The sequence below is a fragment of the Exiguobacterium sp. s149 genome, assembly GCF_018618395.1.
Taxonomy (GTDB): domain Bacteria; phylum Bacillota; class Bacilli; order Exiguobacteriales; family Exiguobacteriaceae; genus Exiguobacterium; species Exiguobacterium chiriqhucha.
This window is the reverse complement of sequence record NZ_JACSLZ010000003.1, coordinates 109,654-135,774: the sequence shown is the minus strand read 5'-3', so window position 1 is coordinate 135,774 and position 26,121 is coordinate 109,654. Positions and strand designations below refer to the sequence as shown.

Annotated in this window: 24 protein-coding genes; 10 read left to right on the top strand and 14 right to left on the bottom strand. The window is 52.7% G+C overall.

Annotation, left to right across the window (positions count from 1 at the left end; genetic code table 11):
- The first annotated feature begins 60 nt into the window (after positions 1-60).
- Positions 61-1,389, top strand: coding sequence for an alkaline phosphatase (locus KNP81_RS05700; protein WP_214719128.1), 1,329 nt, complete (start codon positions 61-63; stop codon positions 1,387-1,389).
- A gap of 62 nt (positions 1,390-1,451) precedes the next feature.
- Here the strand turns inward: KNP81_RS05700 and KNP81_RS05695 are convergent, their stop codons facing one another.
- The 5 genes from KNP81_RS05695 to KNP81_RS05675 all read right to left on the bottom strand — a co-directional run bounded on the left by KNP81_RS05695 (position 1,452) and on the right by KNP81_RS05675 (position 4,786).
- Complete coding sequence (locus tag KNP81_RS05695) at positions 1,452-1,817, bottom strand: rhodanese-like domain-containing protein (RefSeq protein ID WP_214719127.1); 366 nt, start codon at positions 1,815-1,817, stop codon at positions 1,452-1,454.
- Positions 1,818-1,922: 105 nt separating this feature from the next.
- Positions 1,923-2,195: a DUF5327 family protein gene (locus KNP81_RS05690; protein ID WP_214719126.1), complete on the bottom strand. Its 273-nt coding sequence runs from the start codon at positions 2,193-2,195 to the stop codon at positions 1,923-1,925.
- Between the two features lie 69 nt (positions 2,196-2,264).
- A complete protein-coding gene (locus KNP81_RS05685) occupies positions 2,265-3,560 on the bottom strand; it encodes a DUF2252 domain-containing protein (protein WP_214719125.1) in 1,296 nt (431 codons plus the stop codon).
- Between the two features lie 13 nt (positions 3,561-3,573).
- Positions 3,574-4,524, bottom strand: a complete 951-nt coding sequence (gene msrA, locus KNP81_RS05680) for a peptide-methionine (S)-S-oxide reductase MsrA (RefSeq protein WP_214719120.1) — start codon at positions 4,522-4,524, stop codon at positions 3,574-3,576.
- Between the two features lie 79 nt (positions 4,525-4,603).
- On the bottom strand, positions 4,604-4,786 hold the full coding sequence (locus tag KNP81_RS05675) for a hypothetical protein (protein WP_021065984.1): 183 nt from the start codon (positions 4,784-4,786) through the stop codon (positions 4,604-4,606).
- Positions 4,787-4,875: 89 nt separating this feature from the next.
- Between KNP81_RS05675 and KNP81_RS05670 the strand changes: the two genes are divergently transcribed.
- From KNP81_RS05670 to KNP81_RS05660, 3 genes are all read left to right on the top strand, one after another.
- Entirely contained in the window at positions 4,876-5,211 is a 336-nt protein-coding gene (locus KNP81_RS05670; protein WP_214719394.1) for a hypothetical protein, read from the top strand.
- Positions 5,212-5,301: 90 nt separating this feature from the next.
- Positions 5,302-6,372 carry a diguanylate cyclase gene (locus KNP81_RS05665; protein ID WP_214719118.1) on the top strand — a complete coding sequence of 357 codons (1,071 nt, stop codon included), beginning with the start codon at positions 5,302-5,304 and terminating at the stop codon, positions 6,370-6,372.
- A gap of 147 nt (positions 6,373-6,519) precedes the next feature.
- Complete coding sequence (locus KNP81_RS05660; protein ID WP_214719114.1) at positions 6,520-7,044, top strand: hypothetical protein; 525 nt, start codon at positions 6,520-6,522, stop codon at positions 7,042-7,044.
- Positions 7,045-7,291: 247 nt separating this feature from the next.
- On the opposite strand, the gene cydC is transcribed toward KNP81_RS05660, so the two are convergent.
- The 8 genes from cydC to arcA form a co-directional block, all read right to left on the bottom strand.
- Entirely contained in the window at positions 7,292-9,007 is a 1,716-nt protein-coding gene (gene cydC, locus KNP81_RS05655) for a thiol reductant ABC exporter subunit CydC (RefSeq protein WP_214719113.1), read from the bottom strand.
- Positions 9,004-10,728, bottom strand: coding sequence for a thiol reductant ABC exporter subunit CydD (cydD, locus tag KNP81_RS05650; protein ID WP_214719111.1), 1,725 nt, complete (start codon positions 10,726-10,728; stop codon positions 9,004-9,006). Before cydD ends, cydC begins: the two co-directional genes overlap by 4 nt.
- 128 nt (positions 10,729-10,856) lie before the next feature.
- Positions 10,857-11,543 carry a Crp/Fnr family transcriptional regulator gene (locus KNP81_RS05645; RefSeq protein ID WP_214719103.1) on the bottom strand — a complete coding sequence of 229 codons (687 nt, stop codon included), beginning with the start codon at positions 11,541-11,543 and terminating at the stop codon, positions 10,857-10,859.
- A 134-nt stretch (positions 11,544-11,677) separates the two neighbouring features.
- Complete coding sequence (locus KNP81_RS05640; protein ID WP_214719101.1) at positions 11,678-14,020, bottom strand: glycoside hydrolase family 31 protein; 2,343 nt, start codon at positions 14,018-14,020, stop codon at positions 11,678-11,680.
- Between the two features lie 178 nt (positions 14,021-14,198).
- Entirely contained in the window at positions 14,199-15,161 is a 963-nt protein-coding gene (gene arcC / locus KNP81_RS05635; RefSeq protein WP_214719099.1) for a carbamate kinase, read from the bottom strand.
- A gap of 15 nt (positions 15,162-15,176) precedes the next feature.
- Positions 15,177-16,652, bottom strand: a complete 1,476-nt coding sequence (gene arcD / locus KNP81_RS05630; RefSeq protein WP_214715650.1) for an arginine-ornithine antiporter — start codon at positions 16,650-16,652, stop codon at positions 15,177-15,179.
- 53 nt (positions 16,653-16,705) lie between these two features.
- Positions 16,706-17,734, bottom strand: coding sequence for an ornithine carbamoyltransferase (argF, locus tag KNP81_RS05625; RefSeq protein WP_214719097.1), 1,029 nt, complete (start codon positions 17,732-17,734; stop codon positions 16,706-16,708).
- Positions 17,735-17,750: 16 nt separating this feature from the next.
- On the bottom strand, positions 17,751-18,980 hold the full coding sequence (gene arcA, locus KNP81_RS05620) for an arginine deiminase (protein ID WP_214719384.1): 1,230 nt from the start codon (positions 18,978-18,980) through the stop codon (positions 17,751-17,753).
- A 342-nt stretch (positions 18,981-19,322) separates the two neighbouring features.
- Between arcA and mgtE the strand changes: the two genes are divergently transcribed.
- Together mgtE and KNP81_RS05610 are read left to right on the top strand one after the other, a co-directional pair.
- Positions 19,323-20,681 (top strand): magnesium transporter, encoded by a 1,359-nt coding sequence (gene mgtE, locus KNP81_RS05615; RefSeq protein WP_214719095.1) that lies wholly within the window; start codon positions 19,323-19,325, stop codon positions 20,679-20,681.
- Between the two features lie 145 nt (positions 20,682-20,826).
- On the top strand, positions 20,827-22,608 hold the full coding sequence (locus KNP81_RS05610) for a solute:sodium symporter family transporter (protein WP_214719093.1): 1,782 nt from the start codon (positions 20,827-20,829) through the stop codon (positions 22,606-22,608).
- A gap of 39 nt (positions 22,609-22,647) precedes the next feature.
- On the opposite strand, the gene KNP81_RS05605 is transcribed toward KNP81_RS05610, so the two are convergent.
- Positions 22,648-23,550 (bottom strand): sensor domain-containing diguanylate cyclase, encoded by a 903-nt coding sequence (locus tag KNP81_RS05605; protein WP_214719089.1) that lies wholly within the window; start codon positions 23,548-23,550, stop codon positions 22,648-22,650.
- 151 nt (positions 23,551-23,701) lie between these two features.
- On the opposite strand from KNP81_RS05605, the gene KNP81_RS05600 reads away from it, so the two are divergent.
- The 4 genes from KNP81_RS05600 to KNP81_RS05585 all read left to right on the top strand — a co-directional run bounded on the left by KNP81_RS05600 (position 23,702) and on the right by KNP81_RS05585 (position 26,112).
- Entirely contained in the window at positions 23,702-24,718 is a 1,017-nt protein-coding gene (locus tag KNP81_RS05600) for a serine hydrolase domain-containing protein (RefSeq protein ID WP_214719088.1), read from the top strand.
- Positions 24,715-25,002 carry a GNAT family N-acetyltransferase gene (locus KNP81_RS05595; protein WP_353048077.1) on the top strand — a complete coding sequence of 96 codons (288 nt, stop codon included), beginning with the start codon at positions 24,715-24,717 and terminating at the stop codon, positions 25,000-25,002. Before KNP81_RS05600 ends, KNP81_RS05595 begins: the two co-directional genes overlap by 4 nt.
- A gap of 110 nt (positions 25,003-25,112) precedes the next feature.
- Complete coding sequence (locus KNP81_RS05590) at positions 25,113-25,817, top strand: SDR family NAD(P)-dependent oxidoreductase (RefSeq protein WP_214711251.1); 705 nt, start codon at positions 25,113-25,115, stop codon at positions 25,815-25,817.
- Between the two features lie 88 nt (positions 25,818-25,905).
- Entirely contained in the window at positions 25,906-26,112 is a 207-nt protein-coding gene (locus KNP81_RS05585) for a hypothetical protein (RefSeq protein WP_034779520.1), read from the top strand.
- Positions 26,113-26,121 lie beyond the last annotated feature (9 nt).

Here is a 26,121-nt window from a genome sequence, read left to right as displayed (position 1 = left end):
CAATTACATTTGTTTTTTATAGTGAGGACTGTAGTGATTACATATGCAGGAGGCAGACAAATGAGCAAACAAAAATGGATGATTGGGACGCTCGCTTTCGGCTTAACGGCCGGCGCGGTCGTTGGCGGAAGCGGGATTCAACCAGAAGCTGGCGCGAACGCCAAACATAACCAGAAGCAAGTGAAAAATGTGATTTTTATGATTCCGGACGGATACTCCGCATCTTACGCCACCAACTATCGATGGTATGCGGACGAGGAAGAGACTACACTCGATCAACATTTGACCGGGATGATGCGGACGTATTCCGCGAACTCGAAAGTGACCGATTCGGCAGCCGCCGGGACAGCGATGGCGACCGGCGTGAAGACGAACAACGGCACAATCAGCATGGACCCGAACGGCAAGGAACTGACGTCAGTGCTCGAAAAAGCGAATCAGATCGGAAAAGCGACCGGACTCGTAGCCACGTCGACCATCACCCATGCGACGCCGGCCGTTTTCGCCTCACACGTCGCGTCGCGCGCGAGCGAGGCCGAGATCGCCAAACAATATATGGATGAGCTCGAGGTGGACGTCTTGCTCGGTGGCGGTCAAAACTATTTCACTACTGAACAAGAAGGCGGCTTGCAAAAAGAAGATTTGATTGCTCGAGCGGAGGCAGCTGGGTATACGTATGCAACGAATGCAGACGAGCTTGAAACTGCGAACGCTTCGAAGTTGCTCGGTCTGTTCGCACCAGAGGCGATGGCACCAGAACTCGACCGTGAGATGACCGAGGAACCGAGCCTTGCCGAGATGACCACGGCCGCTTTGACATCCCTTAATCAAGACAAAGATGGCTTCTTTCTAATGGTTGAGGGCAGTCAAATCGATTGGGCCGGTCACGCCCACGATGCCGCTTGGGCGATGAAAGATTCTGAAGCATTCCATGACGCTTTCCAGAAAGCCATCCAATTCGCCATGAAGGACAAACAGACACTTGTCGTCGTCGCAGGCGATCACGATACGGGAGGCATGTCGGTCGGCGGTTATAATGAGTACGTGGCCAAACCAGAAGTGCTTCGTTCGGTCACGGCGACGGGCGATTTTATGGTCGATTCGTTTGACGAGTCGCTGACGAATGTTCGGGACGTCGTCAAACGATATACGTCACTCACGCTGACGGAAGCAGAAGTGAAGGCAATCCAAGCGGCCGAATCGCCAAAACGTACGCTCGTACTGAATGAAATCATTAGCAAACGCGCTTACGTTGGTTGGACGACGTCACAACACACGGGTGTGGACGTCCCACTGTATGCCTATGGTCCTCAGCACGACCGCTTCACTGGCGTTCTGGATAACACTGACGTGCCGAAGCAAATTATGCAGGCCCTCAAACTGAAATGATGTGGATGCGTACCAAAAAAACAGCTCTAGTTGAACATATTGTTCGGCTAGAGCTGTTCTCATTATCCACGCCAGAAATTCATACCACCTTTGACCGAATAGACGTCCGTATAACCTGCGCTCTTCAACATGGCGGCGGCTCGTTGGCTTCGCATCCCGCTCTGACAGATGACATAGACCGGACGGGCTTGATCTTTTGGATACTGGGCACTCGCATTGCCGAAGCCAGAGAGTGGCACGTTCTTCGCTTGCTTGATATGCCCACCTCGGTATTCGTGCGGTTCTCGGACGTCGAGCAATTGAATGTTCCGCTCTTCCGCGATTTTCCGTTTCAACTCATCGGTCGACACCGTGTTGACGCTGTTTCGCTTCGTCCACCAAAAATAAATCAATCCGATCACTACTGCAACAAACAAGAAATCAAGCATAATCACGCCTCCGTTGGGTGTATTTTAGTTAATCTCATTATACCCCCTATGGTATACAAGTCAACGCGAACGCCTCACAAAAAAAGCTGTGCCTCAGGGCACAGCTTAAAAGTCGAGCAATGAATCGGTTTTCGGTTTGTTCTCTTCTTCAAGCGGAATTCCAAGGAACGCCGCCATCTGACGATCGAGCGGCGGCTTAGACTCGACCGGTTGGGCCACGGGAACCGCAGCTTGTTGCGTCGGAGCCGAATCAGCGAGCAGTAGCTCGCAATACCCCATCAGCTTGGCCAAATGGCGCTTCTGCGTCTCTCCGCTCGACTGTTCGATTTGTGTCATCACTTGCTTCATCTGCAGGATGACCTGTTGTTCCGTAATCATCTATCGCACACATCCTTTACTGTTCCATTCTGAAGCAAACGAGGGGCTGGCCGCAAGTCCGATGCTCGTTCAGACGTGAGTCTCCGAGCGCGTCGTGAGCCATGTCTGGAATGCTTCAAAATCAAACCGGACTTGATTGGCGTAAAATTGAGACCACCTTGTGATTTGACGGATGAATAGCGGGCGTGACACGCCGATGGCCGCCGCGATGCGTTCACTCGCCTCATAATCAAGCACGTTCGCATCCGCGTCGGCCCGGGCATGGATCTTGGCGGTGATTTCCGCCTGCACTTTCAACGTCTCGATGAGCGATTCCTCATTCTTGATGTGCTTCGCTTTCACTTTTCGCTTATACGGTGACCGCTGACGGACGTAGTATTCATTCCCATCAATCGTCAAATAGCCGAGATACGGGTCACGACTGTGCACCATGGCACGCTGGGCCGCGATGACGCGGGCTCCTTGATGCGATAGTCCGTCCTCAAACAATGGATGCGTCGGTAAGAAGAGAGATGGGACGGCCGATTGGGCTTGTTTCATTTCCAGGATGATATCCTCGTCATGTTCCTCGTCCGCGCCTTCAATCAAAATATAATAGCGTTCGAGCCCAATCGAAGCGGTGCCACTCTCACGTTTAATGGCGATATCTTTAATCTCGTAATGGTCGGCGTGATGGCGATGTTTCTCCGATAACGACGACAAATAGTCCGGCCATGCCTGCTTGATTTGCTTCTCCGTCTTCGGACTGACCGGAACGAGGTCGTCACTCGTCGCAAAGTAGCGCTCCTCGTCCCGCACTTCCGTCCGCTCGGCCATGAACGCGTCTTTCTTCTTCTCGGCCTTTTTAATCACTTTCTTGATTGCTTTGCACGTGTTCGCTTTCGTGAACTGGACTTCCTCGTCTTTCCCGTTCGCGTAGCGCTCGATTGCGCGTGCATACGTGTCAGCATATGTCTCGATGGCACGAGTCGCGTCAAAACCTGACTCGGCGGCAAACAAGTCAACTGAGATGGCCATGCGCAGGACGTCAAACAAATAAGAGCCGAGATACGCCTCATCAAAATCGTTCACATCGTAAATGATTGTCCCGGCGCCATCTTCGAACACACCGAAATTCTCAAAATGGAGATCTCCTTGAATGAACGTCGGATGGGACGCATCCGTATCGAACGCGAGCGGCACTTTCGCAAAGTCGTAATAGAACAAGTGCGAACTCCCACGGAAAAACGAGAACGGCGTCGCGCTCATCTTGTTATACTTCTCATCTCTGGCGGCTTCCGATAGATTCCGAATCGATTTGTCGTAATAGTCCAATACGGTCGCGAGCGTCTCACGACGGATCTGTTGTTTGACGGATGTGAACATGGCCTTCTCTCCTTCACGCATCGAATAAGTGCTTGTACTCTCCATAACCTGCAGACTCAAGTTCTTCTTTTGGAATGAAACGGAGCGCTGCCGAGTTGATGCAGTAGCGCAAGCCACCCAGCTCTTTCGGACCGTCATCGAACAAGTGGCCGAGGTGGCTGTCGGCTCCCTTCGAACGGACCTCCGTCCGGACCATATGGTGCGTCGTGTCCATGTTCATGTCGATGCGCTTCTCTTCGATTGGACGCGCGAAGCTCGGCCAACCGCAATTCGATTGGAATTTATCGCGCGACGTGAAGAGCGGTGTCCCATCGATGACATCGACATACAGCCCTTCACGCTCCTCATCCCAATATTCGTTTTGGAACGGAGGCTCGGTGCCGTTCTCTTGCGTGACTTTATATTGCATCGGCGTCAGACGATCTTTCAATTCTTTCTGAATCTTCTTGTCACTCCACGCTTCTTTCACGAACTTGGCCCGGCCAGAACCGACCCGGTACATCTCATAACGGAATGGGTTTTTCTTGTAATAGTCCTGATGGTAGTCTTCTGCTTCCCAGAACGTCTTCGCTGGGCGAATCTCCACTTCGATTGGTCGATCGAAGCGGCCTGAGTCTTCGATTTCTTGTTTTGATCGTTCAGCCGCCGCACGCTGTTCTTCTGAATGATAGAAAATCGCCGGTCGATACGATTCACCCCGATCGTTGAACTGTCCGCCACCATCGGTCGGGTCGATTTGACGCCAATAGATGCGCAACAGTTCCTCGTACGAGATGACTTCCGGATCGAACGTGACCTCGATTGCCTCTAGGTGACCTGTCGTCTCTGAACAGACTTGTTGGTAGGTCGGGTTGTCGACATGTCCGCCCGTATAGCCGGAAATGACGCGCTCGACCCCCTCATATTTATGAAACGGTTTGACCATACACCAAAAACAGCCTCCCGCAAATGTAGCTTTTGCCATAATAAATCCCTCCTTACTATGTAGTGTACCCAAAAAATCTCATCGACAACAAAAAACGAGAACCGCAAACGTGTTCTCGTTAATCTTCTTCGACCCGATTCATATGACGCATCACTAAAAATAAGATGACGCCGACAATAGCCGCCCCGAGAACAGTCAATGCCAGGTTGCCTCGAGCCGATAATGTATAAAAGATGGCTAATCCGATCAAGATGAGCGCGATCGGAATGAAGGCTCGTTTGAAATGATCCCAATACCGCACGGACAGTCCCCCTTTTCTCTCTATCATACCAAACTTATTTGTTAAGATAGAGTGGAAGATGATGTTCCATTTTAAAGGAGGCACCTAATATGGAAGTTGAACGATTATGGGCCGAGCGCCCGACACTAATCTGGGAAAACCGGATGAACGAGGGAGATGACGTGTATACCATCGAGATCATCTTTGCAGTCGATGCCGTGCTCCGACGGTACGTGACCGCCTTGACACATGCAGACGGGACGGAAGTAAACGTGTTAACGGCCGTCCGCGACGTCGTATTGCGTTTAAACGAAATTGATGAAGAACACGACCATTTCATCGAGACGGTCGAGCGTGAGGAATTGTACGACTTCATACAAGCCGGTGCCGTTCTAGCTGGTTATGAGACAACAGAAGACGTGACGGAAGAATGGCGGGAATGGTGAACACATTCTCTTCATTCAAAGAGCGTCAACTTGATTTGAATATGCTAAACTGAAACTAATTATTTCCATTTCACGTTAGGGGATGCATTCATGCTCACAATCATCAACTCATTTTTTCTGAATCTGTGTATCCTGTTCACGTTATTCACGATTTCGTTTCTCCCTTTCCGCAACCGTCCACGACTCACACCGAAATCGCCGTTGAAAGGCAGAATCCTGCTCGGCGTTCAAACCGGGGTCGTCGCCTTGATTTTACTGGCGAACGCACTGCCGCTTGAAGGTATCCTGATTGATTTGCGCTCCATACCAATCTCACTTGCCGTCCTGTTCGGTGGATGGGTCAGCGGAACGGTCGCAGCCGTCATCTTTTTGACCGCCCGATTTTTGATGGTCACCGATGGCGCATATATCGGTTTTTATTTGGCCGTCTTGACGATGATCGGGCTCGTCCTTCCTATTAGTCTATTGCGACTCAAACTCGATAATACTCGCAATACGCTACTCATTTTCACGACAATCAGTGTCGCTGTTTTCGGTGCCGCCATCTATTACGCGTTACCGCTTCAATTGTTCTATCCCGTTATCTTTGCCTACGTCGTGATGGCATACGGCGGTGCCTATGCAGCTTACCGGTTACTTCAAGAACTGCGCCGTCACTTTGAGAACGTCCAGCATCAGCAACAACTTGCCCGGACGGACGCACTGACCGGCATCGCCAACCGGCGTCTATTAAATGAAGCCATGGCCAACTTGAACGTCGAGGCGAAAGAGTACGCACTCATTCTCGTCGATATCGATCACTTCAAGCGCGTGAATGACACGTATGGCCATGACGTCGGCGACGACGTCCTACGTGAGCTCGGTATGTTGCTCGTCGCCGAGAGCGAAGAACGACATCTCGTCGGTCGCTTCGGTGGAGAAGAATTTTTAATCATCATGCCGAACGCCAAGAAAGAAGAAGTGAGCCGTCTGGCCGAATCTATACGAGAAAAAGTCTCGACGTTCCCATTCGAGACGAGCGCCGGGACGTTACATATCACGGTCTCGCTCGGTGCCTGCCATTCGAACGACATCGAAGTCGACAGCGTGTTGAAGCATGCCGACGAAGCGTTATATCACGCTAAGGAATCCGGTCGAAATCGCTTCATCTTGGCATCGTAATCGGCGCAACGTTCGCAACAGATTGCGGTTTTACGCAGTTTTCCCGCTTTACTTTCAACTAGTGAATCGGTACACTAGGCTAGACTTTGATTCGATGATTCTTACAGTTGATCATAGATTTGGACAGGAAAAGGGGAAACACATTTCATGACAGTATTGTTATCACTATTTGGTTTGATGTTTGTGGGATCGTTCATCCTCGACTATCAACGTGGCAAGACGTTCCGCCAGTCACTCTTCGGGGGAGTCGACACGATGAAACGAAACTTGTTGATCTTTTTACGTACGTCACTCTCGATGATGATTTTCATCGGCCCGCTCTTGTTCATCTCGATGTTTGCGTTCTCGAAGCTCGTCTCTTTCGAAACGGTCGCTGCGTTCATGATTTCCGTGCTCAGCATCGGGTTTGCGGAACGTATCATCGGGATGATTGTCGCACCGCTCGTGCGGACGTTCTGGCATCAGCGCGGCAAGTTGATGCCGCTCTATCTCGACGCCGGCCTCTACGTCTTCTTGCTGTCGATTCTCATCCTCGAGTTCTTGATGAACATTCCAGGTGTTGAACTCGGCGCATCAGCCATCGCTGTATTTTATGCGTTCGCGCTCTTCTATATCCGCTATTTGTTCAGCTTGATTCGCTTCACGTTCCGCAAGGACGTGCCATCAAGCTGACGATTGACCGCAACCCGGACCGGTTGCGGTTTTTTTATCTCATTTTCTAATTGACAATGAGAATCGTTATCATCTATACTCAAGATGTAGCTCCCAAAAGCTTGACGTAACCGTTCCCCAAACCATTACGTCACGTGGATTCCCCTCCACGACACTCTTTTTGAAAGCAATGCGACAACCCCCATTTGTTGCACCCAAATTTGCCATCCAAAAAACGAGCGGCTCTCCGACGGAGCCGCTCGTTTTTTCATGCGAAAATATCTTGCTCGATTTGTTTCAATCCATAGAATACACCGCGGGACTGCATCAGTTCATCATACGTTCCTGTCTCTACGATGCGACCACCTTCCATGACGATGATGTGATCGAAGCGCTCGAGCCCGGTCAGACGATGGCTGACCATGACGAGTGTCGATGACTCGGCACGGCGGAAGACTTCGGCGAACACGTCCGCCTCGGTCCGCGCATCGAGGGCCGACGTCGCTTCATCGAGAATCCAGAGCACCCCGTTCTTCAAGAGCGCCCGGGCAATGGCGAGCCGTTGCCGTTCCCCGCCCGACAAGTTCGCCCCTTTCTCAAGGACAGGCTCATCAAGCGAGAAACCGAGCCGGACGCTCGCGAGCGCCGCTTCCATCTCAGCGTCGGTGAACTCTCCGGCTAGCGCCAAGTTCTCCCGTACCGTCCCGAAAAAGAAGTGGTTCTCTTGAAGGACGACGCTGGCTTCACGCCAGACCGATGCTTGGGTCACATCGTCCAACCGTTGCCCATTCAATCGGATCTCACCGGAATCGGGTCTGACGAAAGCGAGCAACAGTTGCAGGAGCGTCGATTTCCCTGAGCCGCTCGGCCCGACGATGACCGTCTTCGTCCCGCTTCGTAACGTCACATCCACGTCGCTCAGGACGTCGCGGTACGTATCCGGATAGCGATAGGTCACGCGCTCAAACGATACGTCCGGAGCGGATTCGAGTACCATGTCCGTCCGGGCGACTTCGGCCGCGACGATTGCTTCACTCGGCTCGACGACTTCGAGCAGTCGATTGGCCGCTTGCTTGCTGTCGGCAAAGTGGCCTGGGAAGACCGCCATCGGTGTCGCGTTCTCAAACGCGGTGAGCGACATCATAATGAGCATGGCCAAAAATAGGCCGTTTAACTCGCCGTCGACAACGAGATACGCCCCGATAGCAAGAACACCCCACGAGACGAGTAGGGATGCCGCCACGACGAGTGACGAGTTGAAGAACTGATTCGTCACATCCCGTTTCTGTGCTTCGGCGTAACGGTCACTCTGTTCGAGCAGCTCGCCGCGTGTCCGTCCAAGTTGATGATGAAGCAACAAATCGCGATATCCGTACATCATCTCTGTCATCCCACTCGACAGGTCACCCCGTAAAGCGCGAAGCTCGCGGTCGTGCTTGGCACGGATTCGGGCGAAGAACGCCGGAATCAAAAAACCGGTCACGAACACACCGAACAAAATCCAGAGGCTGACCCACATCGAGAAGTACGTGACGAAGAAAATCGTGCTCAAGAAGACGAGCACCAAGATAATCGGCGGATAGAATACCCGTAAAAAGTAGTTTTGCAAGCTCTCGACGTCACCGACGACGCGAGCAAGCAAATCTCCACTCCGATACTTGGCAAAGATGCTCGGCACAAGCGGTTCAAGCTGGCGGTAAAACCGGACCCGCAACTCGCTCAAAATCGTGAACGTCGCCCGGTGCGAGGCAAGGCGCTCTTGATAACGCGCACTCGCCCGAATCACACCGAACAATTTAATCAAGACGACAGGTACCATGAGCGCATAGAGCGGCGGTACGAGGCCGGCCCGTGAGACAAGATAACCGCTCGCCGCGAACAAGGCGACGGCCGCGATGCCGGCCACGTACCCAAAGAAGATCGAGAGGACGATATCTTTCTTCTCTCGCATCATCCATTTCGTGATCGTCCAAAGTGAATTCATCCTCTCACCCCTTTCTGTAGCGTGAACAAGTCAGCGTATTGCGGAACGCTGAGCAGTTCGTCATGCGTGCCTTGGGCGAGTAGCTTTCCATCGCCCATGAACCAAATCGCATCTGCCTGCTTAATTGTATGCAACCGATGCGCGACCGTGACGAGCGTCGCCTCACACGACAACTCCTCAATCGAACGCCGAACGATTTGCTCCGTCACTAAATCGAGCCCTGTCGTCGGTTCATCAAACAAGATGATGCCGGGACGTTTCAAGAAGGCACGGGCCAAGGCGAGTCGTTGTCGTTCGCCTCCGGACAATCCATAACCGCCTTCACCGAGCTCGGTATGAATGCCGTTCGGCAATTGCGCGATGACATCGTTCAGTCCGGCTGCATTCGCGGCTTCAAGGATTTTTATCTCGTCGGCTGTTTCCCCGAGGGCAATATTATCAGCAACGGTACCGGCGAACAAATACGGATTTTGTGAGATGTACCCGATTGTGTCATACCATGACGAATCGGTGTATGTCTCGAGTGGTTCTCCGTCGACGAGGACACGTCCACTGTCCGGTTTTACGAGTCCGGACAACACGTTCAAAACGGTCGTCTTGCCAGATCCACTCGCCCCGACGAGCGCCACATGAGCGCCAGTAGGAATCATACCGCTCAATGGGTCCAGCGTGAAGCGTCCACCTTCATAGGCGAACGAGACGGCGTCGAGCTCGAGGTCGGGCGTCCGGCTCGTCAACATACGGTCGCCCCAGGTCAAACGTTCATCCGGTGCGTCGAGCGCCTCGAAAATACGATCGGCCGCCCCCATGCTACCGCGTCCGGTGTGGAACGCACCTCCGAGGTCTTTAATCGCCAAATAGTATTCCGGGGCCAAGACGAGAATCAAAAAGCCAGAGAAGAACGTCAAGTTCTCCCAGACGACCATTTGGAGCGCCACTTCGAGTGCCACGACGCCCGTGCTGAGCATCGAAATGAACTCGAGCATGAGACCCGACAGGAACGCCGTCTTCAAGACGACCATCGTCGCGTCGCGGAAATCGAGACTACTCTTTTCAATCGCTTGCGCCTCGCGCTCGGTCCGACCGTATAGTTTCAACGTAGTCAATCCTTGCAAGACGTCCAAAAACTTGCCAGAGAACTGATTCATTTTCTCCATCTGCTGTTCCGACTTCTTCTGCGTCGCAATCCCGATGATGATAAAAAAGATTGGAATGAACGGTGCCGTCACCATCATGATGACGCCCGAGATCCAATGTTGACTGAAGACGACGACGAGAATGAGTAGCGGAATAATCGACGTTTGAATGACTTGCGGCCAATATTGACTGAAGTAGGCATCGACCTCGTCGACCGCGTCCATGAACACGCTCACCTTTTTACCGGATTGACCGGATAGTGACGTCTCAATCCGATTCGACGTATAACGGTCGAGCAGTTGCAAGCGGAGTGTTCGTTTCGCTTTCTCCGATAGACTCGCCCCAATCCTCCCCGACATATAGCCGAAACCAGCTCGTGTGACGAGTGCGAGGATGAGCCAGCCGAGCGTCGGAACGATGCTTTCAAACGATGCATTTTTTAAAAAGACTTGATCGACAATGTCGACAATTAAATAAGCTTGAGCCAAAATCGATAATCCAATCATCACTGCCGCGATGACGAGTCCGACGATATGACGTTTTTCTGCTAAAGCGAGAGCTTGCAGTCGTTTCACTGCGTTCATCCTTTCTATCAATCAGGAGACTTTTCCTTTGTGAGGATTCTCACTAATTATACCTGATGCACCCTTTCAAGGCGAACGCTTCGCTTAGCTAGACATGCAAAAAACGCCACGTTCCATACGCGGCGCTATCAAAGCGATTGTTCGAAATATTCAGGATGCCCGATGATCAATTGATGCGCATCGAATTGGAGCACGTCTTCTTTTCGCAACCGCGATAAGATTTGCGAAACGGTCTCTCGTGACGTGCCCGACAACCGCGAAATCTCCACCGTCGTGAACGGGCAACGGACACGGACGCCCATCGCTTCCGGTTCCCCGAGGTCTTCAATCAAGTAATGAATCGTGTTGAGCACGCGATCGGTCGCACTTGGCGTGATGATGTCTTGGACACGCCGCTCGTGCAAATCGAGAATCCGGTTCATCTGTCCGACGATGTGGAGTAACATCGAGGCGTTCCGCGAGACGAGTTGTTCGAAACGATCGGTCGGCATGTAGATGACCTCGATATCGGTCAACGCCTCGGCTGAATGTTGATAGTACGGTTCCGTCATCAAACCGCGATATGGGAACAGTTGCTTCGGCTTCAAATAGTCCGCATATTGATGAGTCGCCGTCTCGTTGCAACGCTCGAGCTTCACATACCCGCTAATCAAGAAATAGACCCGTTCCCGAGGGTCACCTTCCATGAACAAGAGCTGACCTTTCCGATACACGCGGCAATACACATGCGGCAACAGCGCCTCGAGCTCTCGTGTGGCACATTTAGCGAACACATCAAGCTGTCTCAACTCGTCTACCGTCCATTTTGGTTTCATGTCTCATCCTCCAATCCGTCTTGCCTCTCTTTTTAGTATAAAACACCCCCTTTGTGAAAACGCTTACAAAATCCGACGATTTTCTGACAAAAAAAGAAGGGCATGAACCGCCCCTCTCCGTCACAATATAATATTCAGTCGAGCATCAATTCCATAATCGCGTCTTGCAGGTCGCGATCGAGTTCGAGCGCGTGTAAATCGAACAGCCAGGCTTCGAGTCGTGTCTTCGCGGCGGCTGAGCGGTACAACCGATCTTTCAAATCGTATGAGATCTCGGCACGGTCCAAGAAACGATACAGCCGATCAAGACGATGGTCGTTCGCCGTCACGTCGACCGGGAGCTCGACGGTCAGCTCGTCCGTGATTGGACCGAGCTCAAGGCGTAGCGTCTGTGTCTCCCGTTTATATTCGCCGGATCCCGTCACTCCTCGAAGGAGCAGTGTGACGTTCCGTTCATCCGGCAACACCGACCGATCCCCCGTCACCTGGATATGAAGGCTTCGTTCCTCCCAATCGAGCGTGAACGTCGTCTCGGCGTAGGCTCCTGTCTCATAGTCGCGGTCCGTCCCATTGTCTTCGTAGAGCGTGAACGTGTTCGAGGCGCCCGGGAAGATGAGCACTTCCAAATCGGCCGGATTGTCGGTGTCGTTTCGACCCGAATGATGCGGTGCCATCGGGATGATGGCACCCGCTTTAGCGAACACCGCCTGCTCCTCGAGCCCGCGGAACACGCGAACCGATTTGTCCCCGCTGTAGCGATGACCCGTGAAAAAGTCGAACCAGTCGCCTTTCGGTAGCCAGACGTTCGTCGCCGCCACGTGTAGCTGTCGGTTCATTGGTTCGACAATCGGGGACACGATGAGTTCACTTCCGAAGTAATACTCATTCGGCACCTCATATGCCGCGTCTTCATCCGGATGCTCATAATACATCGGTAAAACGAGCGGCAAAGCACCGGCATGGTTGCGCCAGTTCATCGTATAGATATATGGAATCAATTGATGACGCAGACGCAGGAACGTCTTCATCGACCGCTCCGCCTCGAGACCGAAGCGCCACGGTTCCTTACCATTGAACGTGCTGAACGTTGAATGCAGCCGCATAATCGGGCTAAACACTCCGAACGCGACCCAGCGCGCGGCAAGCTCGTCGTCTTTCGACCCGCGATAATGGCCGCCGATGTCATGGCTCCACCAGCCATAACCGATATTAGTCGCCGTCGCTGTAAAGTACGGTTGGAACGCCAGTGACGCCCACGAAATCAATGTGTCCCCCGAGAATCCGATTGGATAGCGATGACTGCCCGGCCCCGCATAACGGGAGAAGATGAGCGGACGATTGCCATCCCGGGCGATGTCGGCCGCGTGATAGTGATTCAACATCCAGAGCGGATCGAGCCCCTCCATTTTAGAGGTCGAGCCTTGTTGCCAGTCAATCCACCAAAAATCGACGCCATCGACTTCATGCGGATGATGCATCTGCTCGAAATAAGCTTGAATGAAACGTTTATCGGAGAAGTCGAACGGGATGCGGTCGCCGTGAGATGGATCGAGTCCCATCGCTTCCGCCATCGCTGCGTATTGATCTTCGAACGCCCGTACGCCGTCGGCTGGATGCAAGTTTAACGTGACGAGCAACGCTTCGTCCTTCAGCCACGTCAAGAAGCCTTTCGGGTCCGGAAAGAGGTTCTTATTCCACGAATAGCCCGTCCATCCGCTCCCATATTCCTCAGGGATATCGGTGACATGCCAATCCATGTCGATGACACTGACCGAGAACGGGATGTCTTCTGTCTTGAAACGGCGCATGAGCTCTTTATATTCCGTCTCATCATAACGCCAATAGCGGCTCCACCAGTTGCCGAGTGCTTTTCGCGGCAACAGCGGCGTTGGCCCCGTCAGTTGATAGAAATCACGCAGCGCCCGCTTATATTCATGTCCATAGCCGAAGTAATACAAGTCATGAATGCCTTGGCGTCGCGGTTCGACGAAACGGTCTTCCGTCATGACAAATGAGTTCGAATCATCGATGACGGCGTAGCCTTGCTTCGAGGCGATGCCTTCCTCGAGCTCGGTAGCCCCGTCGACATGGTCGAGCGTCCGGGCCGTTCCTTTCAACGTCCGTTCTGGTCCGTTGAACGTGTAACGGCTATAGTATGTGCTGAAGTTCCCTTTCACATCGATGTAGAGCGTGTTCGGTGCGAACGGTCCTTTCGTGTAATAGAGGTGGACGTGTTCCGTAATGATTTGCAGTTCCGCCTCATCTTCAATCACGCGAAACTCCGGGACTGCGAACGCCCGGTTAAAGACGACTTGGGTCGGCCGGTCCTCGAACACCCCATCTTCCGCGTATTCCATCCGAATCAGTTGGCTCGTCAGTACCGTGAAGCGATAGCAGCTCCCTTGGACGATTGCTCGATCATCTGCCTGCGGTTTCATTTGTTGCGTATAGACGTTCTCCTCTTCAAATAGACGCATAAGCTCGAGCGTTTCCGCTCTTCGTCACTCCCTTTCTAAATTGTGCAAACGTTTACACTCAAAATGATAGCAATGTCTAAATCGACATACAACATCCCTTCCCCATGTCGACGGATAAAAAACGATGTGTTGCCAATTCAGAAAAAAGCCACAGACGTTGATGTCTGTGGCGTTAAGCTTATTGTTGGAGCGTCGCGGCGAGTCGGACGCGCGTCCCGATTTCGCCTCGGACCGCCGCAAGGGCTTGTTCGAGCGACGTGATGACGGCGACCCGGTCGTGGCCTGACTCGGCGAACTGAAGGGCCGCCCGAACTTTCGGCAACATACTGCCCGGTGCGAACTGGCCCTCGGCGATATACGTCTCGAGCTGTTCTTTCGTCGTCTCTTCGAGCGCCCGAGCCAACGGGGTCCCGAAATCGACGAATACGTGCTCGACGGCCGTCAAAATGAGGAGCATGTCGGCGTCGACGAGATCGGCGAGTTTCGCAGCGGCAAAATCTTTATCGATGACCGCCTCGACACCGACATAACCATCTGGTGTATCGATGACGGGAATCCCGCCACCGCCAGAGGCGACGACGATGTGCTCATGGGCGACAAGGTCACGGATGACCGCGTGCTCGAGAATCGCCACTGGAAACGGACTCGGGACGACGCGGCGATAGCCGCGACCGGCGTCTTCTTTAAACACATAACCGGTCGTCCGTTCCATCTGCTGCGCTTCCGCCTCGTCGTAGAAGGGACCAATCGGCTTCGTCGGGTGACTGAAGGCACTATCGTTCGGGTCGACGACCGACCGCGTGACGATTGGCGCGACCGAACGTTCCAAACCGCGCGATCTCAGAGCTTTCGTGAGGGCATTCTCGAACCAATAGCCAATCATCCCTTGTGTCATCGCCCCACAAACGTCGAGTGGCAAGGCCGGTGTCGCCGGACTGTCTGATGCGGCCTGTTGCAACATCAAATTTCCGACTTGCGGCCCGTTGCCATGGGTGATGATGACCTCAATCCCTTCGGCGACAAGCGCGGCCAGTGATTCCGCCGTCGCCTCGACGGCTCGAATTTGAGCCTCGGCCGTCGCATCTTTTCCTTGTTGAATCGCATTTCCACCTAGTGCGATGACTACTCGTTTATTCCGCATATTGGTTTCCCCCGATCAAAAGACTGAGATATTTCCCGAGACGATACGCACGACGGCCAAGATGGCGAGCGCGGTCAAGACACCGGCCACAATCCATTCCGTCTTCGTCAACGTCTTGATGCCGTTCTCACGCTGTGCCTTGATATAGAGCAACGTACCTGGTGCGTACAGTAAGGTCGTCAAGAGCAGATAGTCGATTCCAGCCGCATAGATGAGCCAAATCCCGTAAATCGAGGCGACGGCTCCGATGATGAGATCGCGGGTCCGGCGTTCACCGGCGTTGTAGCCGATGCCGTTCTTCGCGACTTTGACTTGATAGAAGGCCGAGAAGACGTACGGAATCAAAATGGCGCTCGAAGCGAGCGAGAAGGCGAAATTATACGCCGCATCCGAGAACAGGAACGTGAAGAGGAACAATTGAATCAATCCGTTCGTGAGCCAGAGCGCGTTGGCCGGCGCGCTGTTTTTATTCTCTTTCGTGAACCATTTCGGGAACACGCCGTCTTTCCCGGCCACGAATGGAATCTCGGCGGCAAGTAACGTCCAACCGAGCCACGCCCCGAGGACAGAGATGACGAGACCGCCGTTGATGAGCATCGCGCCCCACGGTCCGACCGCCGACTCGAGCAAGTACGCCATCGCCGGTTGTGAAGCGTTCGCCACGTTCTCTGGATTCATGAGACCGAGCGACATGACCGAGATGAGCAGATAGATGACGAGTGTCCCGAGCAACCCGATGACTGTCGCTTTTCCGACGTCCGAGCGCTTGCGGGCCCGTCCGGATAAGACGACCGCCCCTTCGACACCGATGAACACCCATAGTGTGACGAGCATCGTCGAGACGACCTGGTCTCTCACACTACCCCATGAGAAACCACCCTGGCCCCAGAAATCGAACGTGAAATTATCGAGATTGAAGAAGAATAAGGTGATGGTGATAAAAGCAAAAATCGGTACGAGTTTCGCAATCGTCGTGATGATGTTGATCATGGATGCTTCATGAATGCCTCGTAAAATGAGCGAATGAACGAGCCACAGCATAATCGAGGCGCCGATGATGGAGGCGATGTTTTGACCGCCTTCGAAGATTGGGAAGAAATAACCGACCGAGCTGAACAGGAGCGTCGCATAGGCGACGTTACCAAGCCATGCGGAGAGCCAGTAGCCCCACGCCGAGTTGAACCCCATGAACTGACCGAAGCCGGCCCGGGCGTAACTGTACACCCCGCCGTCGAGGTCTGGACGACGCATCGTCAAATTTTGAAAACTGAGACCGAGTGCGATAATCCCGATTCCGGTGATGACCCACCCAATCAAAATCGCCCCCGCGTTCGCACCTTGGGCCAAATCGGCCGCCAAGTTGAAGGCTCCCCCGCCAATCATCGAACCGACGACGAGTGCCGTCAACGCCCCGAGCCCTAATCGTCGATCCTTTTTCTCCGGTTGTACGCCTGCCGTTCCACTTGAGTCATGCGCTATTTTCGTAGACATTGAACTCATCCCTTTCGTTTAGTACGAACCGGAGGGGAAACCCCTCCCGTCCGTCAGCGTTCAAGCCATTCGTTCGTGTCGGTGAGCGTCGCCGCCATCACAGCTTTAATCGTGTGCATCCGATTCTCCGCCTGATCAAAGACGAAGGAATGACGACTCCGGAACACCTCGTCCGTGACTTCCATCTCGGTCAGACCGTATTCGGCATGGATGGCTCGGCCAACCTCTGTCTCCAAGTCGTGGAAGGCTGGCAGACAGTGAAGGAACATGACGTCTGAATTATTCGTCTTCGTGAGCATGTCCATGTTCACTTGGTAAGGATGGAGCAACTTGATCCGCTCGGCGAATTCCGCCTCTTCGCCCATCGACACCCACACATCGGTGTAAATCACGTCGGCGTCGGCGACCGCTTCATCAATACTCTCGGTCAACATAATTTTCGCTCCCGTCTCGGCAGCGACCGAGCGGGCAAAATCGACGACTTCATCTGACGGCCAGAGCGATTTCGGCGCGCAGATGCGCATGTCCATCCCGACTTTGGCCCCACCAATCAAGAGCGTGTTGCCCATATTGTTGCGTCCATCGCCGACATAGACGAAGCGAATGCCAGACAACTCGCCTTTCTGTTCTTTGACGGTCAAGAAATCGGCCAAGATTTGAGTCGGATGATATAAGTCCGTCAATCCGTTCCATACTGGGACCCTGGCATCTTTGGCCAAACCTTCGACCGTCTCATGGGCGAACCCACGGAACTGGATGCCGTCGAACATCCGTCCGAGCACGATGGCCGTGTCGCGCACCGATTCTTTTTTGCCGAACTGGATATCCGATTTCCCGAGGTATTCCGGATGCATGCCGAGATCGATGGCCGCCACGGTGAACGCACAGCGCGTCCGTGTCGATGGTTTTTCAAACAACAGCGCGACGTTCTTCCCTTCACAGATGCGATGCGGGACGCCTTGTTGCTTTTGACGCTTGAAGGCGGCCGATAAATCGATCAAATAGTTCAACTCGTCTCCTGAAAAATCGTTCAATGATAGAAAATGACGGCCTTTCAAATCAAAGTTGTACGTTGTGGACATGCTCGTTTCCTCCTCGTTAAATGTCTTCGCGGATAATCGGACAGCTCATACAGCGTGGACCCCCACGACCACGCGACAGTTCACTCGACATGATTTCGATGACTTCGACGCCCTCGGAACGGAGCAACTCGTTCGAGACGTAGTTGCGGTCGTAGGTGACGACGACGCCTGGGGCGATGGCGAGCGTGTTCGACCCATCGTTCCATTGCTCGCGGGCAGCGGCAATCGGGTCCCCGCCCCCACATGGGATTAAGACGATCTCATCGAGACCGAGTGCGGCTTTCAACACGTTCAACAGATCCGTTTGCTGCGTGATGTGAAGTTCGCCTTCGGCGTTCAACGTCAGTTCAAAGATATTCATCTTGCCTCCTGGACCTTGGATGAACGGATGAATCGTGAACTTGTCATGGTCGACCATCGTGAAGACCGTGTCGAGATGCATGAACGCGCGCGATTTCGGAATCTCGATGGCGATGACTTTCTTGAATGTACCGTCGTTTTTCAACAAGTTGAGGGCGACCCGTTCAATCCCTTGGGCCGTCGTCCGTTCGGAAATCCCGATGGCGACGACTTCCTTCGACAACACGAGTTCGTCCCCACCCTCCATCGCGAAACGATAGTCGCGGTCCGACCAAATCGGGATGTCGTGTTTCGCGAATCGCGGGTGATAACGCATAATATATTGCGTGAACAACGATTCACGACGACGAGCCGGCTCTTTCATCCGGTTGATGGATAGCCCGTTGCCGATTGCTGCCGCCGGGTCACGGGTGAAGTATAAGTTCGGCATCGGATCGAGATAGAACGGATACGTATCCTCAATCATCTCGTGTAAGTGGCGCCGTTTTTCGGGCTTAATCTCGGATTTCCGAATCCCGGCCATGACGGTTTCAATCAACTTTTCATTGTCGTAGGCGAGCAAATATTCTTTCAGCGTCTCGTACGAACCGTTGATATTTGATTTGGACTCTGACAAGATATCGGCGATGAAACGTTCACGGACACCCGGCAACGACAACGTCTCAGCCATTAAATTTTCGAGGTAGAGCACTTCGACGCCTCGGTTTTGGAGCACGCTCGCAAAGTAATCGTGTTCTTTTTGAATGACTGGAAGATGGGGAATGTCGTCAAACAGGAGTCGTTCCAAATATTCCGGGGTCAAATTTTCGAGTTCGCGTCCTGGACGTTTTAACAGGACGGTCCTGAGTTCACCAATTTCTGAATACACGTGGATCGGATGTTTCAGCGTCGTGTCCCGTGCGGTTTGTTGATCCGTCATCGATATCATCTCGCTTCCTCCTTGTGATTCGGGTGTGTTGCTACCCTTACATTATCAACTTACCCATTTCCACGATGGGCAAGTCCGACGTTCGGACTGTGGTGGATTCCACAGAATAGTGCATAGAGCATGACATGATTTGAATGAACAATCACTCGAGAAACGGTGTGGTTCCTCGAATCGAAGGAAAGTGACGTATACACGCTGTATAGATTGTGAAAAAAATTCATAGCGTTTTTTTGATTTTGTTTGAGCCTTTCGCCAGTCGTGCCATAATATAGACAAATGATGTGAAAAGGAAGTGAGTCGATGGCAATCGAACGTACAGAACGCGCCCGTCATGAAGCCCAAGTGACAGCGCTTATTCAAAAAGGGGACCCGGTCGATTTCCGCGACGTGTTCCTCACCCTCCACCCCGGTGAACAGGCCGACCTGTTCATCGAACTTGAACGTCCGGGCCGTGAGTTCGTCTATGAGGCGCTGTCCCCGGAAGAGTTTACTGACCTGTTTGAAAAACTCGAACTGGATGAGCAGGAACAGTTCATCCAAGAGATGCCCCGTCCGTTCGCCGTGCGTGTGTTGAACGACATGTTCTCGGATAACGCCGCCGACTTGATGACCGAGCTCCCTGACGACTTCATGAACGAACTGTTCGAGTTGATGGACGAGACCGAGGCGACCGAGGTCAAAGACTTGATGCGCTATCCGGACGATACGGCCGGTGCCATCATGACGACCGAGTTTATCGTGTTGAAGGCGGACAAGACCGTCGGTGCGACGCTCGAAGACTTGCGCGAACTTGGACCGGAAGCCGAGACAATCTATTACCTGTACGTCATCGACACCGATCGCCGGCTCGTCGGCGTCGTCTCGCTACGCGACTTGATCGTCTCCCCGCTCGACGTGCAAATCGCGGACATCATGGGCCGGCGCGTCGTGTCGGCCCACGTCCTCGCCGACCAGGAAGACTTGGCCCGGACCGTTCAGAAGTATGACTTATTGGCCCTGCCTGTCATCGACAGCGAGGACCATCTGCTCGGGATCATCACGGTCGACGATGTCATGGACGTCATCGAACGCGAGACGACCGAGGATTTCGAAGAGCTGTCAGCGACGAAAGGTTCGTCCGACATCAACATGGGACCGGTCGAGGCGGCGATGAAGCGGGCGCCATGGATTATCAGCCTCATGTTTCTCGGGATGATTACTGCGTCGACGATCGGCGGTTTCGAGGACACGCTCGAAACGATCGTCTTGCTCGCCGTCTTCATGCCGCTCGTCATGGGTTCGGCCGGTAATGCCGCCACCCAATCGCTCGTCGTCGCCGTCCGCTCAATCGCGCTCGGGACGATTAATCGAAAGAACGTGTTGAAAATGATTCGTCGTGAGTTCGGGACGGGGCTATTGCTCGGGTTCGCCTGTATGGTCGTCATCTTCAGCGTCATCACCGTCCTCTATGACAGTGCCTTAATCGGCATAATCGTCGGTCTGTCGATTTTTGCGTCGCTCAGCGTGGCGACCATCGTCGGGACGCTCGTGCCGCTCTTGATCAATCGATTGAAACTCGATCCCGCCGTCGCGTCGGGTCCGTTCATCACGACGGTCGTCGACAATCTTGGCTTAATCATTTATTTCACGGTCGCGACTTCGTTGCTTCGCTTTTTTTGACACCTGACCTCTCAGGTGTCTTTTTTTGTTGTGAGGTTTGTTACAGTTCTTTTACAAAAGAGAAGACGAGAAATAATCCTACTTCGTGAAGGGTAGTTATGAAAAAGTACTTATAAATAAGAAGAAGTTGAGGGAGGGAATGTCGTTGACCATTCAACAAGTTGTTTACATATTAATCACAGGGGCCTTATTCATGGGACTCGTCGCTTACGTGTCTTATCGCATGACGAAAGGGAAAGTCGAGAGTGCCGACGACTACTTCTTGGCCGGACGGGGGCTCACCGGCATCTTTATCGCCGGATCACTCTTATTGACGAACCTGTCAGCCGAGCAGTTAATCGGCTTAAACGGGCAATCGTTCGCCGGCAACATGTCGGCCATGGCGTGGGAAGTCACAGCCGGAATCGCCGCCATCATCATGGCGCTCTTTTTACTGCCGCGTTTTCTCGGAATCGGTATTTCGACAATCCCTGAATTTTTGAGCCAACGGTATGACGAGGACGTCCGCCGCTTGACGGTCCTGTTGTTCTTGTTCGGATATATGTGCGTCACGATCCCATCGATGCTCTATTCCGGCGGATTGGCCGTCCTGCAACTGTTTGACGTACCGGAATTACTCGGAATCAGCTTCGAGCAGTCGCTCTGGCTCGTCATTTGGTTCATCGGGATTATCGGAGCCGTTTACGCCATTTTCGGTGGTCTCCGCGCCGTCGCCGTCTCCGACACGTTGAACGGGATCGGATTAATCATCATCGGTTTCCTCGTCCCGACGCTCGGCTTCATCGCGCTCGGTGACGGCAACCTCGTCGATGGGATGAAGACGATTGCAACCGAGAATCCAGAGAAACTGAACGCGATCGGTTCAGAGAACGATTCCGTTCCGTTCTTGTCCATCTTCACGGGGATGATTTTTGCGAACTTGTTTTATTGGGCACTCAATCAATACGTCATCCAACGGGCACTCGGGGCGAAGAACTTGGCCGAGGGTCAAAAAGGGGTGCTTTTCACCGGCTATTTGAAGTTGCTCGTCCCGATTTTCATGCTGCTTCCAGGGATTATCGCATTCCATTTGTATGGCACGAACGTCGATAAGGCCGACCTCGCTTATCCGAGCTTGATTGCCGACTTGTTGCCGATGTGGCTCATGGGCTTCTTCCTCGCCGTCTTGCTCGGTGCCGTGTTCAGCTCGTTCAACTCGTTGCTCAATAGTATCGCTACCTTATTCGTGCTCGATATTTATAAGCCGAAGTTCAAACCGGACGCGTCTGACAAAGATTTGATTCGTGTCAGCAAATGGTTCGGGACGTTCGTCGCGCTCGTCTCGTTCTTCGTCGCTCCGAACTTGATGTACGCACCGGACGGACTGTGGGACTTGATTCGCCGCTTCACCGGTTTCTTCAACATCCCGATTCTCGTCATCGTCTTAATCGGGATGCTCGTGAAGCGCGTACCGCCGATTGCCGCGAAACTCGTCATCGGCTTCCACGTCGTCACGTATTACTTCCTCGTCTGGGGAACGGAGCAGTGGTTCGGCTTCGACCTTGGCATCAACTTCATTCACATTTACGGGATCTTGTTCGTCCTCGAAACGACCATCATGCTCGTGTTCGCAAAAGTTCGACCGATGCAACACATCAATCCGATTCGCATCGATCTTGGCCGCGTCAAGCCATGGCGTCATGCAATTTCGACTTCCATCATCCTTGTCGCGTCGATGATTTTCGTCTACTTCGTCTTCTCGCCGATCGGTCTCGCCTACGCAGACGGGATCGTCTCGAGCTGGTTCTGGCCGGCGACTGTCGCTTTGTTCGCTGTGACGGGCGTCCTCGTTTGGGCGTCGTATCGCTACTGGCTTCCGAAATATGAGGCTTACTTGACGAATCTCGGTACGACAGACACCGAACGTGAAGAAGCGATTGGTGAATAATGTATTTAGACAAACAGACGCGTTCCTTGCTGATATCTTTTAGCAAGGAACGCGTCTGTTTGTCTTACTTCTATTCTTCTGTTTATACATGTTTTGGTCCGCTTGATCATATAATTTCTTGAAATCGTTTAACTGCTCCTCCCAAGCTGCACCGACAGCGGCTGAAATGTAATTCGATTCAAACATGCTCCTAATGGAGACCGTCAAATCTAACAATTCATCTTGTTGTAGTTGATCAGTTAATACAACAAATTCGTCCCCTCCAATCCGATAAACGTTTTCGCTTAACCCTTGCAAGAGGAGTCCCGTTTTCTGAAGTAACTGATCACCAGCCGAATGACCTTGATGGTCATTAATTTTCTTCAAATCATTTAAATCGATGACTATCAATCCTACTTTTTTAAAAGAGAGACGATCAATTGTTTCGTTAAAGGCACGTCGGTTCAAAACCCCAGTGAGTTCATCATGACGGCTCACATATTCTAACTCCTCACGTTTCATTACAGCCGCTTCTACATTCCGAATGATTCCTTGTACAGCTACAATCTCACCATTTTTATAGATTGGGGTCGTGTATTCTTCAAAACGTAAGTAACGACCGTCATTAGTGCGCCAACGTTGCGAGATAGCCTCATCGTAACTCATCTTTCCTGAGACTTTATTCATGAGAAGTTGATAATCATCTGGGTGAATACGACGAAAACAATCATCTGGATTTTCGTAGTTTTCCGCTACAACGCCCTCACCTAGATACAAATCAAGGGAAGGACTTATGTAACGAAAACGAAACGTCGGTTTGACTTCAAATATATAGATGACATCTTTAACGTGGTTACCGAAATGTGCAAAGGCTCCGTCCACCTCTTTACGTGATTGAAGTGTCTTCTGCGCAACAAGTACCAAAATCAATCCAACTAATAAACCTAACCAAAATTGTTCCATGTTTTCCCGCTCCCCGTCTAAACGTACTATTCTATCGTATCACATTAGCGAAATGCCGCCTGTACCTTTTCCATTATTTAGGTTAACGTTTAAACATAAAGTTTATTTGTTGATAAATGTAAACTTAAAAATTAGAAGGTGGAGGTCAACCATGAGTCCTGACTGGTCACGCTATAAAGTCTCATCTACTTTTTCTGGATCGGCGCTCGTCATGCGACAAGACGACATCCTGTTCGACCGTCAACAAGGTTATGCGAATCGTGCGGAACGAATTGAAAATCGAACATCGACCCGATTCGGTATCGCTTCGGGCTGTAAGTTGTTTACGGCCATCGCCGTCTGTCAGCTCATCGAACAAGGCAAGTTGGCATTTACATCGACGCTCGGCGAATGCCTCACCATCGATTTTCCAACGTTCGACCCGGCCGTGACAGTCGAACAGTTGCTCACTCACACGTCCGGCATCCCAGATTATTTCGACGAGTCTGTCATGGTCGATTTTGAGGAATTGTGGCGGCAACGACCGATGTATCACATCCGGCAGCTACGTGACTTTCTCCCGATGTTCCAACACGAGCCGATGCGACAAGAACGAGGCGTGTCCCAATACAATAATGCCGGTTATATCGTGCTCGGCCTCATCGTCGAACAAGCGAGCGGGTTGATATTCTCGGATTATATCGAACGATTCGTGTTCAAGCCGGCCGACATGACCGATTCGGGGTACTTCTCCCTCGATGCCTTACCAGCGCACACGGCGCTCGGGTATATCGACCACGCGGACGGCTCTTGGCGGACGAACCACTATTCGATTCCCGTCAAAGGCGGCGCGGACGGCGGCGCGTTCGTGACGGCACAAGATATGGCCAAACTTTGGAACGCCCTGCTCGGTCATCGCCTGCTTGGGGAGGAGATGACATCACGACTGCTGACTCCTCATGTGAAGGTAAACGACAAAGGCGTACATTATGGCTACGGTCTGTGGATTCAATTGGACGCGAATCGACACGTCTTCAAATATCATGTCATGGGCTATGACCCCGGCGTCAGTTTTCATTCTGCTTACTATCCGGCCACAGACATCGTCTCGGTCGTCTGTTCGAACGAGTCAGACGGGGCGTTCGACCTCATGAAAGTCATCGAACAGAAAGCAGGTGTGTCTTCTTGAACATCCACCCATACGAAGAACGTGACTTCGAACAGATTCAAGCGTTGAATGAAACGGAAGGTTGGAGTCAACTCGTCCGACAACACGAGTTGACGAAACAGGCGTGGCGGCAATCGAACGTCGCCTATGTCGTCGAGTCAGAAGGACAGGTGATCGCCTACTTGCGTGGATTGACCGACACGACCGTGAGCCTGTACGTGTGCGAACTGCTCATCGCGGCCTCGCACCGTCGCCTCGGGATTGGCGAGCGACTGCTGTCACACGTGCATGCGCTCTACCCCTAAACGCGCCTCGAGATGCTCGCGAGCGCTTCATCCCACACGTACTACGAGAAATTGAATTTCCGCCCGTTTTACGGGTATCGAAAGACGATTCACGAATAGGAGGAACTGTCATGAAACTAGCCATCGTGACCGGTGCGTCGCGCGGTCTCGGCCGTGCCATCGCCGAGGAATTATTGAAGCGGGATTACGAGGTCGTCAATTTTTCACGGACGCAGGCGACCGATGCCTCGTTCCGTCACGTCAAGGTCGACTTAGCTGATCCGACAAGCACACTGGCCGCAATTGGACAGATGAAGCCGCTCATCGAGACGGCAACGTCTTTGCTCGTCGTCCAAAATGCGGCGTTGATTGAACCGATTCATCGGGCCGGTCAATTGGACGCTGCGCAGCTCATCGCCCACGTCCAAGCCAACCTGCTCGCCCCGATGCTCTTGACAAACGCGGTGCTCGCATACGACCTGCCCGTCTCGCTCATCCATGTGACCTCTGGGGCCGCCAAGCGCCCCATCTCGGGCTGGAGTGCCTATTGTGCAACGAAAGCCGGGCTCGATCATTTCACCGAGACGGTCGCCCTTGAATTGACCGATACGGACGACAAGGTCGCCTTGTTCAATCCAGGCGTCATGGACACCGCGATGCAGGAAAGCATTCGGGCCTCGTCAGAAGACGCGTTCCGTGACGTTGAACAGTTCCGCTCCTATGTGACGGAAGGACGATTGCGCACCCCTGAAACGGTCGCCCGCATCTTGGCGAAACACTTGCTAGACGAGCCGTTCGAGAATGGCAAGACGTATTCGGTGTATGACCTAGACTGATTTTTCACCTGGTATAAAATTCAGCCACCCTTTTTAGGTTCAACCGCCTACACTAGAGACAGATGAAATGAGAAAGGGTGGCTAAGTCATGAAGACGATTGCAGGAGGATTATTATTTTTCGGCTTGTTCAGTCTCGGATTGTCGTTCACGATGATTGGGGACACGGCGATTGTCGGAGCGATGGTGAGCGGTGTCGCCATCTTATGTAGCGTCGGACTTTGGTTCGGAGCGACAGAAGTAACGCGCATCCGTGTTGCTCTCCTCGACAGCAAAAAAACGTCTTTCCCTGAATGAGGGAAAGAC

Coding starts and splice junctions, on each gene's coding strand:
- KNP81_RS05695 (WP_214719127.1), bottom strand. CDS start 1,817: ATGCTTGATTTCTTGTTTGTTGCAGTAGTGATCGGATTGATTTATTTT.
- KNP81_RS05600 (WP_214719088.1), top strand. CDS start 23,702: ATGAGTCCTGACTGGTCACGCTATAAAGTCTCATCTACTTTTTCTGGA.
- KNP81_RS05585 (WP_034779520.1), top strand. CDS start 25,906: ATGAAGACGATTGCAGGAGGATTATTATTTTTCGGCTTGTTCAGTCTC.
- msrA (WP_214719120.1), bottom strand. CDS start 4,524: ATGGCAAAAGCTACATTTGCGGGAGGCTGTTTTTGGTGTATGGTCAAA.
- KNP81_RS05685 (WP_214719125.1), bottom strand. CDS start 3,560: ATGTTCACATCCGTCAAACAACAGATCCGTCGTGAGACGCTCGCGACC.
- arcC (WP_214719099.1), bottom strand. CDS start 15,161: ATGCGGAATAAACGAGTAGTCATCGCACTAGGTGGAAATGCGATTCAA.
- KNP81_RS05640 (WP_214719101.1), bottom strand. CDS start 14,020: ATGCGTCTATTTGAAGAGGAGAACGTCTATACGCAACAAATGAAACCG.
- cydC (WP_214719113.1), bottom strand. CDS start 9,007: ATGAATTCACTTTGGACGATCACGAAATGGATGATGCGAGAGAAGAAA.
- mgtE (WP_214719095.1), top strand. CDS start 19,323: ATGGCAATCGAACGTACAGAACGCGCCCGTCATGAAGCCCAAGTGACA.
- argF (WP_214719097.1), bottom strand. CDS start 17,734: ATGTCCACAACGTACAACTTTGATTTGAAAGGCCGTCATTTTCTATCA.
- arcD (WP_214715650.1), bottom strand. CDS start 16,652: ATGTCTACGAAAATAGCGCATGACTCAAGTGGAACGGCAGGCGTACAA.
- KNP81_RS05700 (WP_214719128.1), top strand. CDS start 61: ATGAGCAAACAAAAATGGATGATTGGGACGCTCGCTTTCGGCTTAACG.
- KNP81_RS05660 (WP_214719114.1), top strand. CDS start 6,520: ATGACAGTATTGTTATCACTATTTGGTTTGATGTTTGTGGGATCGTTC.
- KNP81_RS05590 (WP_214711251.1), top strand. CDS start 25,113: ATGAAACTAGCCATCGTGACCGGTGCGTCGCGCGGTCTCGGCCGTGCC.
- KNP81_RS05645 (WP_214719103.1), bottom strand. CDS start 11,543: ATGAAACCAAAATGGACGGTAGACGAGTTGAGACAGCTTGATGTGTTC.
- cydD (WP_214719111.1), bottom strand. CDS start 10,728: ATGAACGCAGTGAAACGACTGCAAGCTCTCGCTTTAGCAGAAAAACGT.
- KNP81_RS05690 (WP_214719126.1), bottom strand. CDS start 2,195: ATGATTACGGAACAACAGGTCATCCTGCAGATGAAGCAAGTGATGACA.
- KNP81_RS05670 (WP_214719394.1), top strand. CDS start 4,876: ATGGAAGTTGAACGATTATGGGCCGAGCGCCCGACACTAATCTGGGAA.
- KNP81_RS05605 (WP_214719089.1), bottom strand. CDS start 23,550: ATGGAACAATTTTGGTTAGGTTTATTAGTTGGATTGATTTTGGTACTT.
- KNP81_RS05665 (WP_214719118.1), top strand. CDS start 5,302: ATGCTCACAATCATCAACTCATTTTTTCTGAATCTGTGTATCCTGTTC.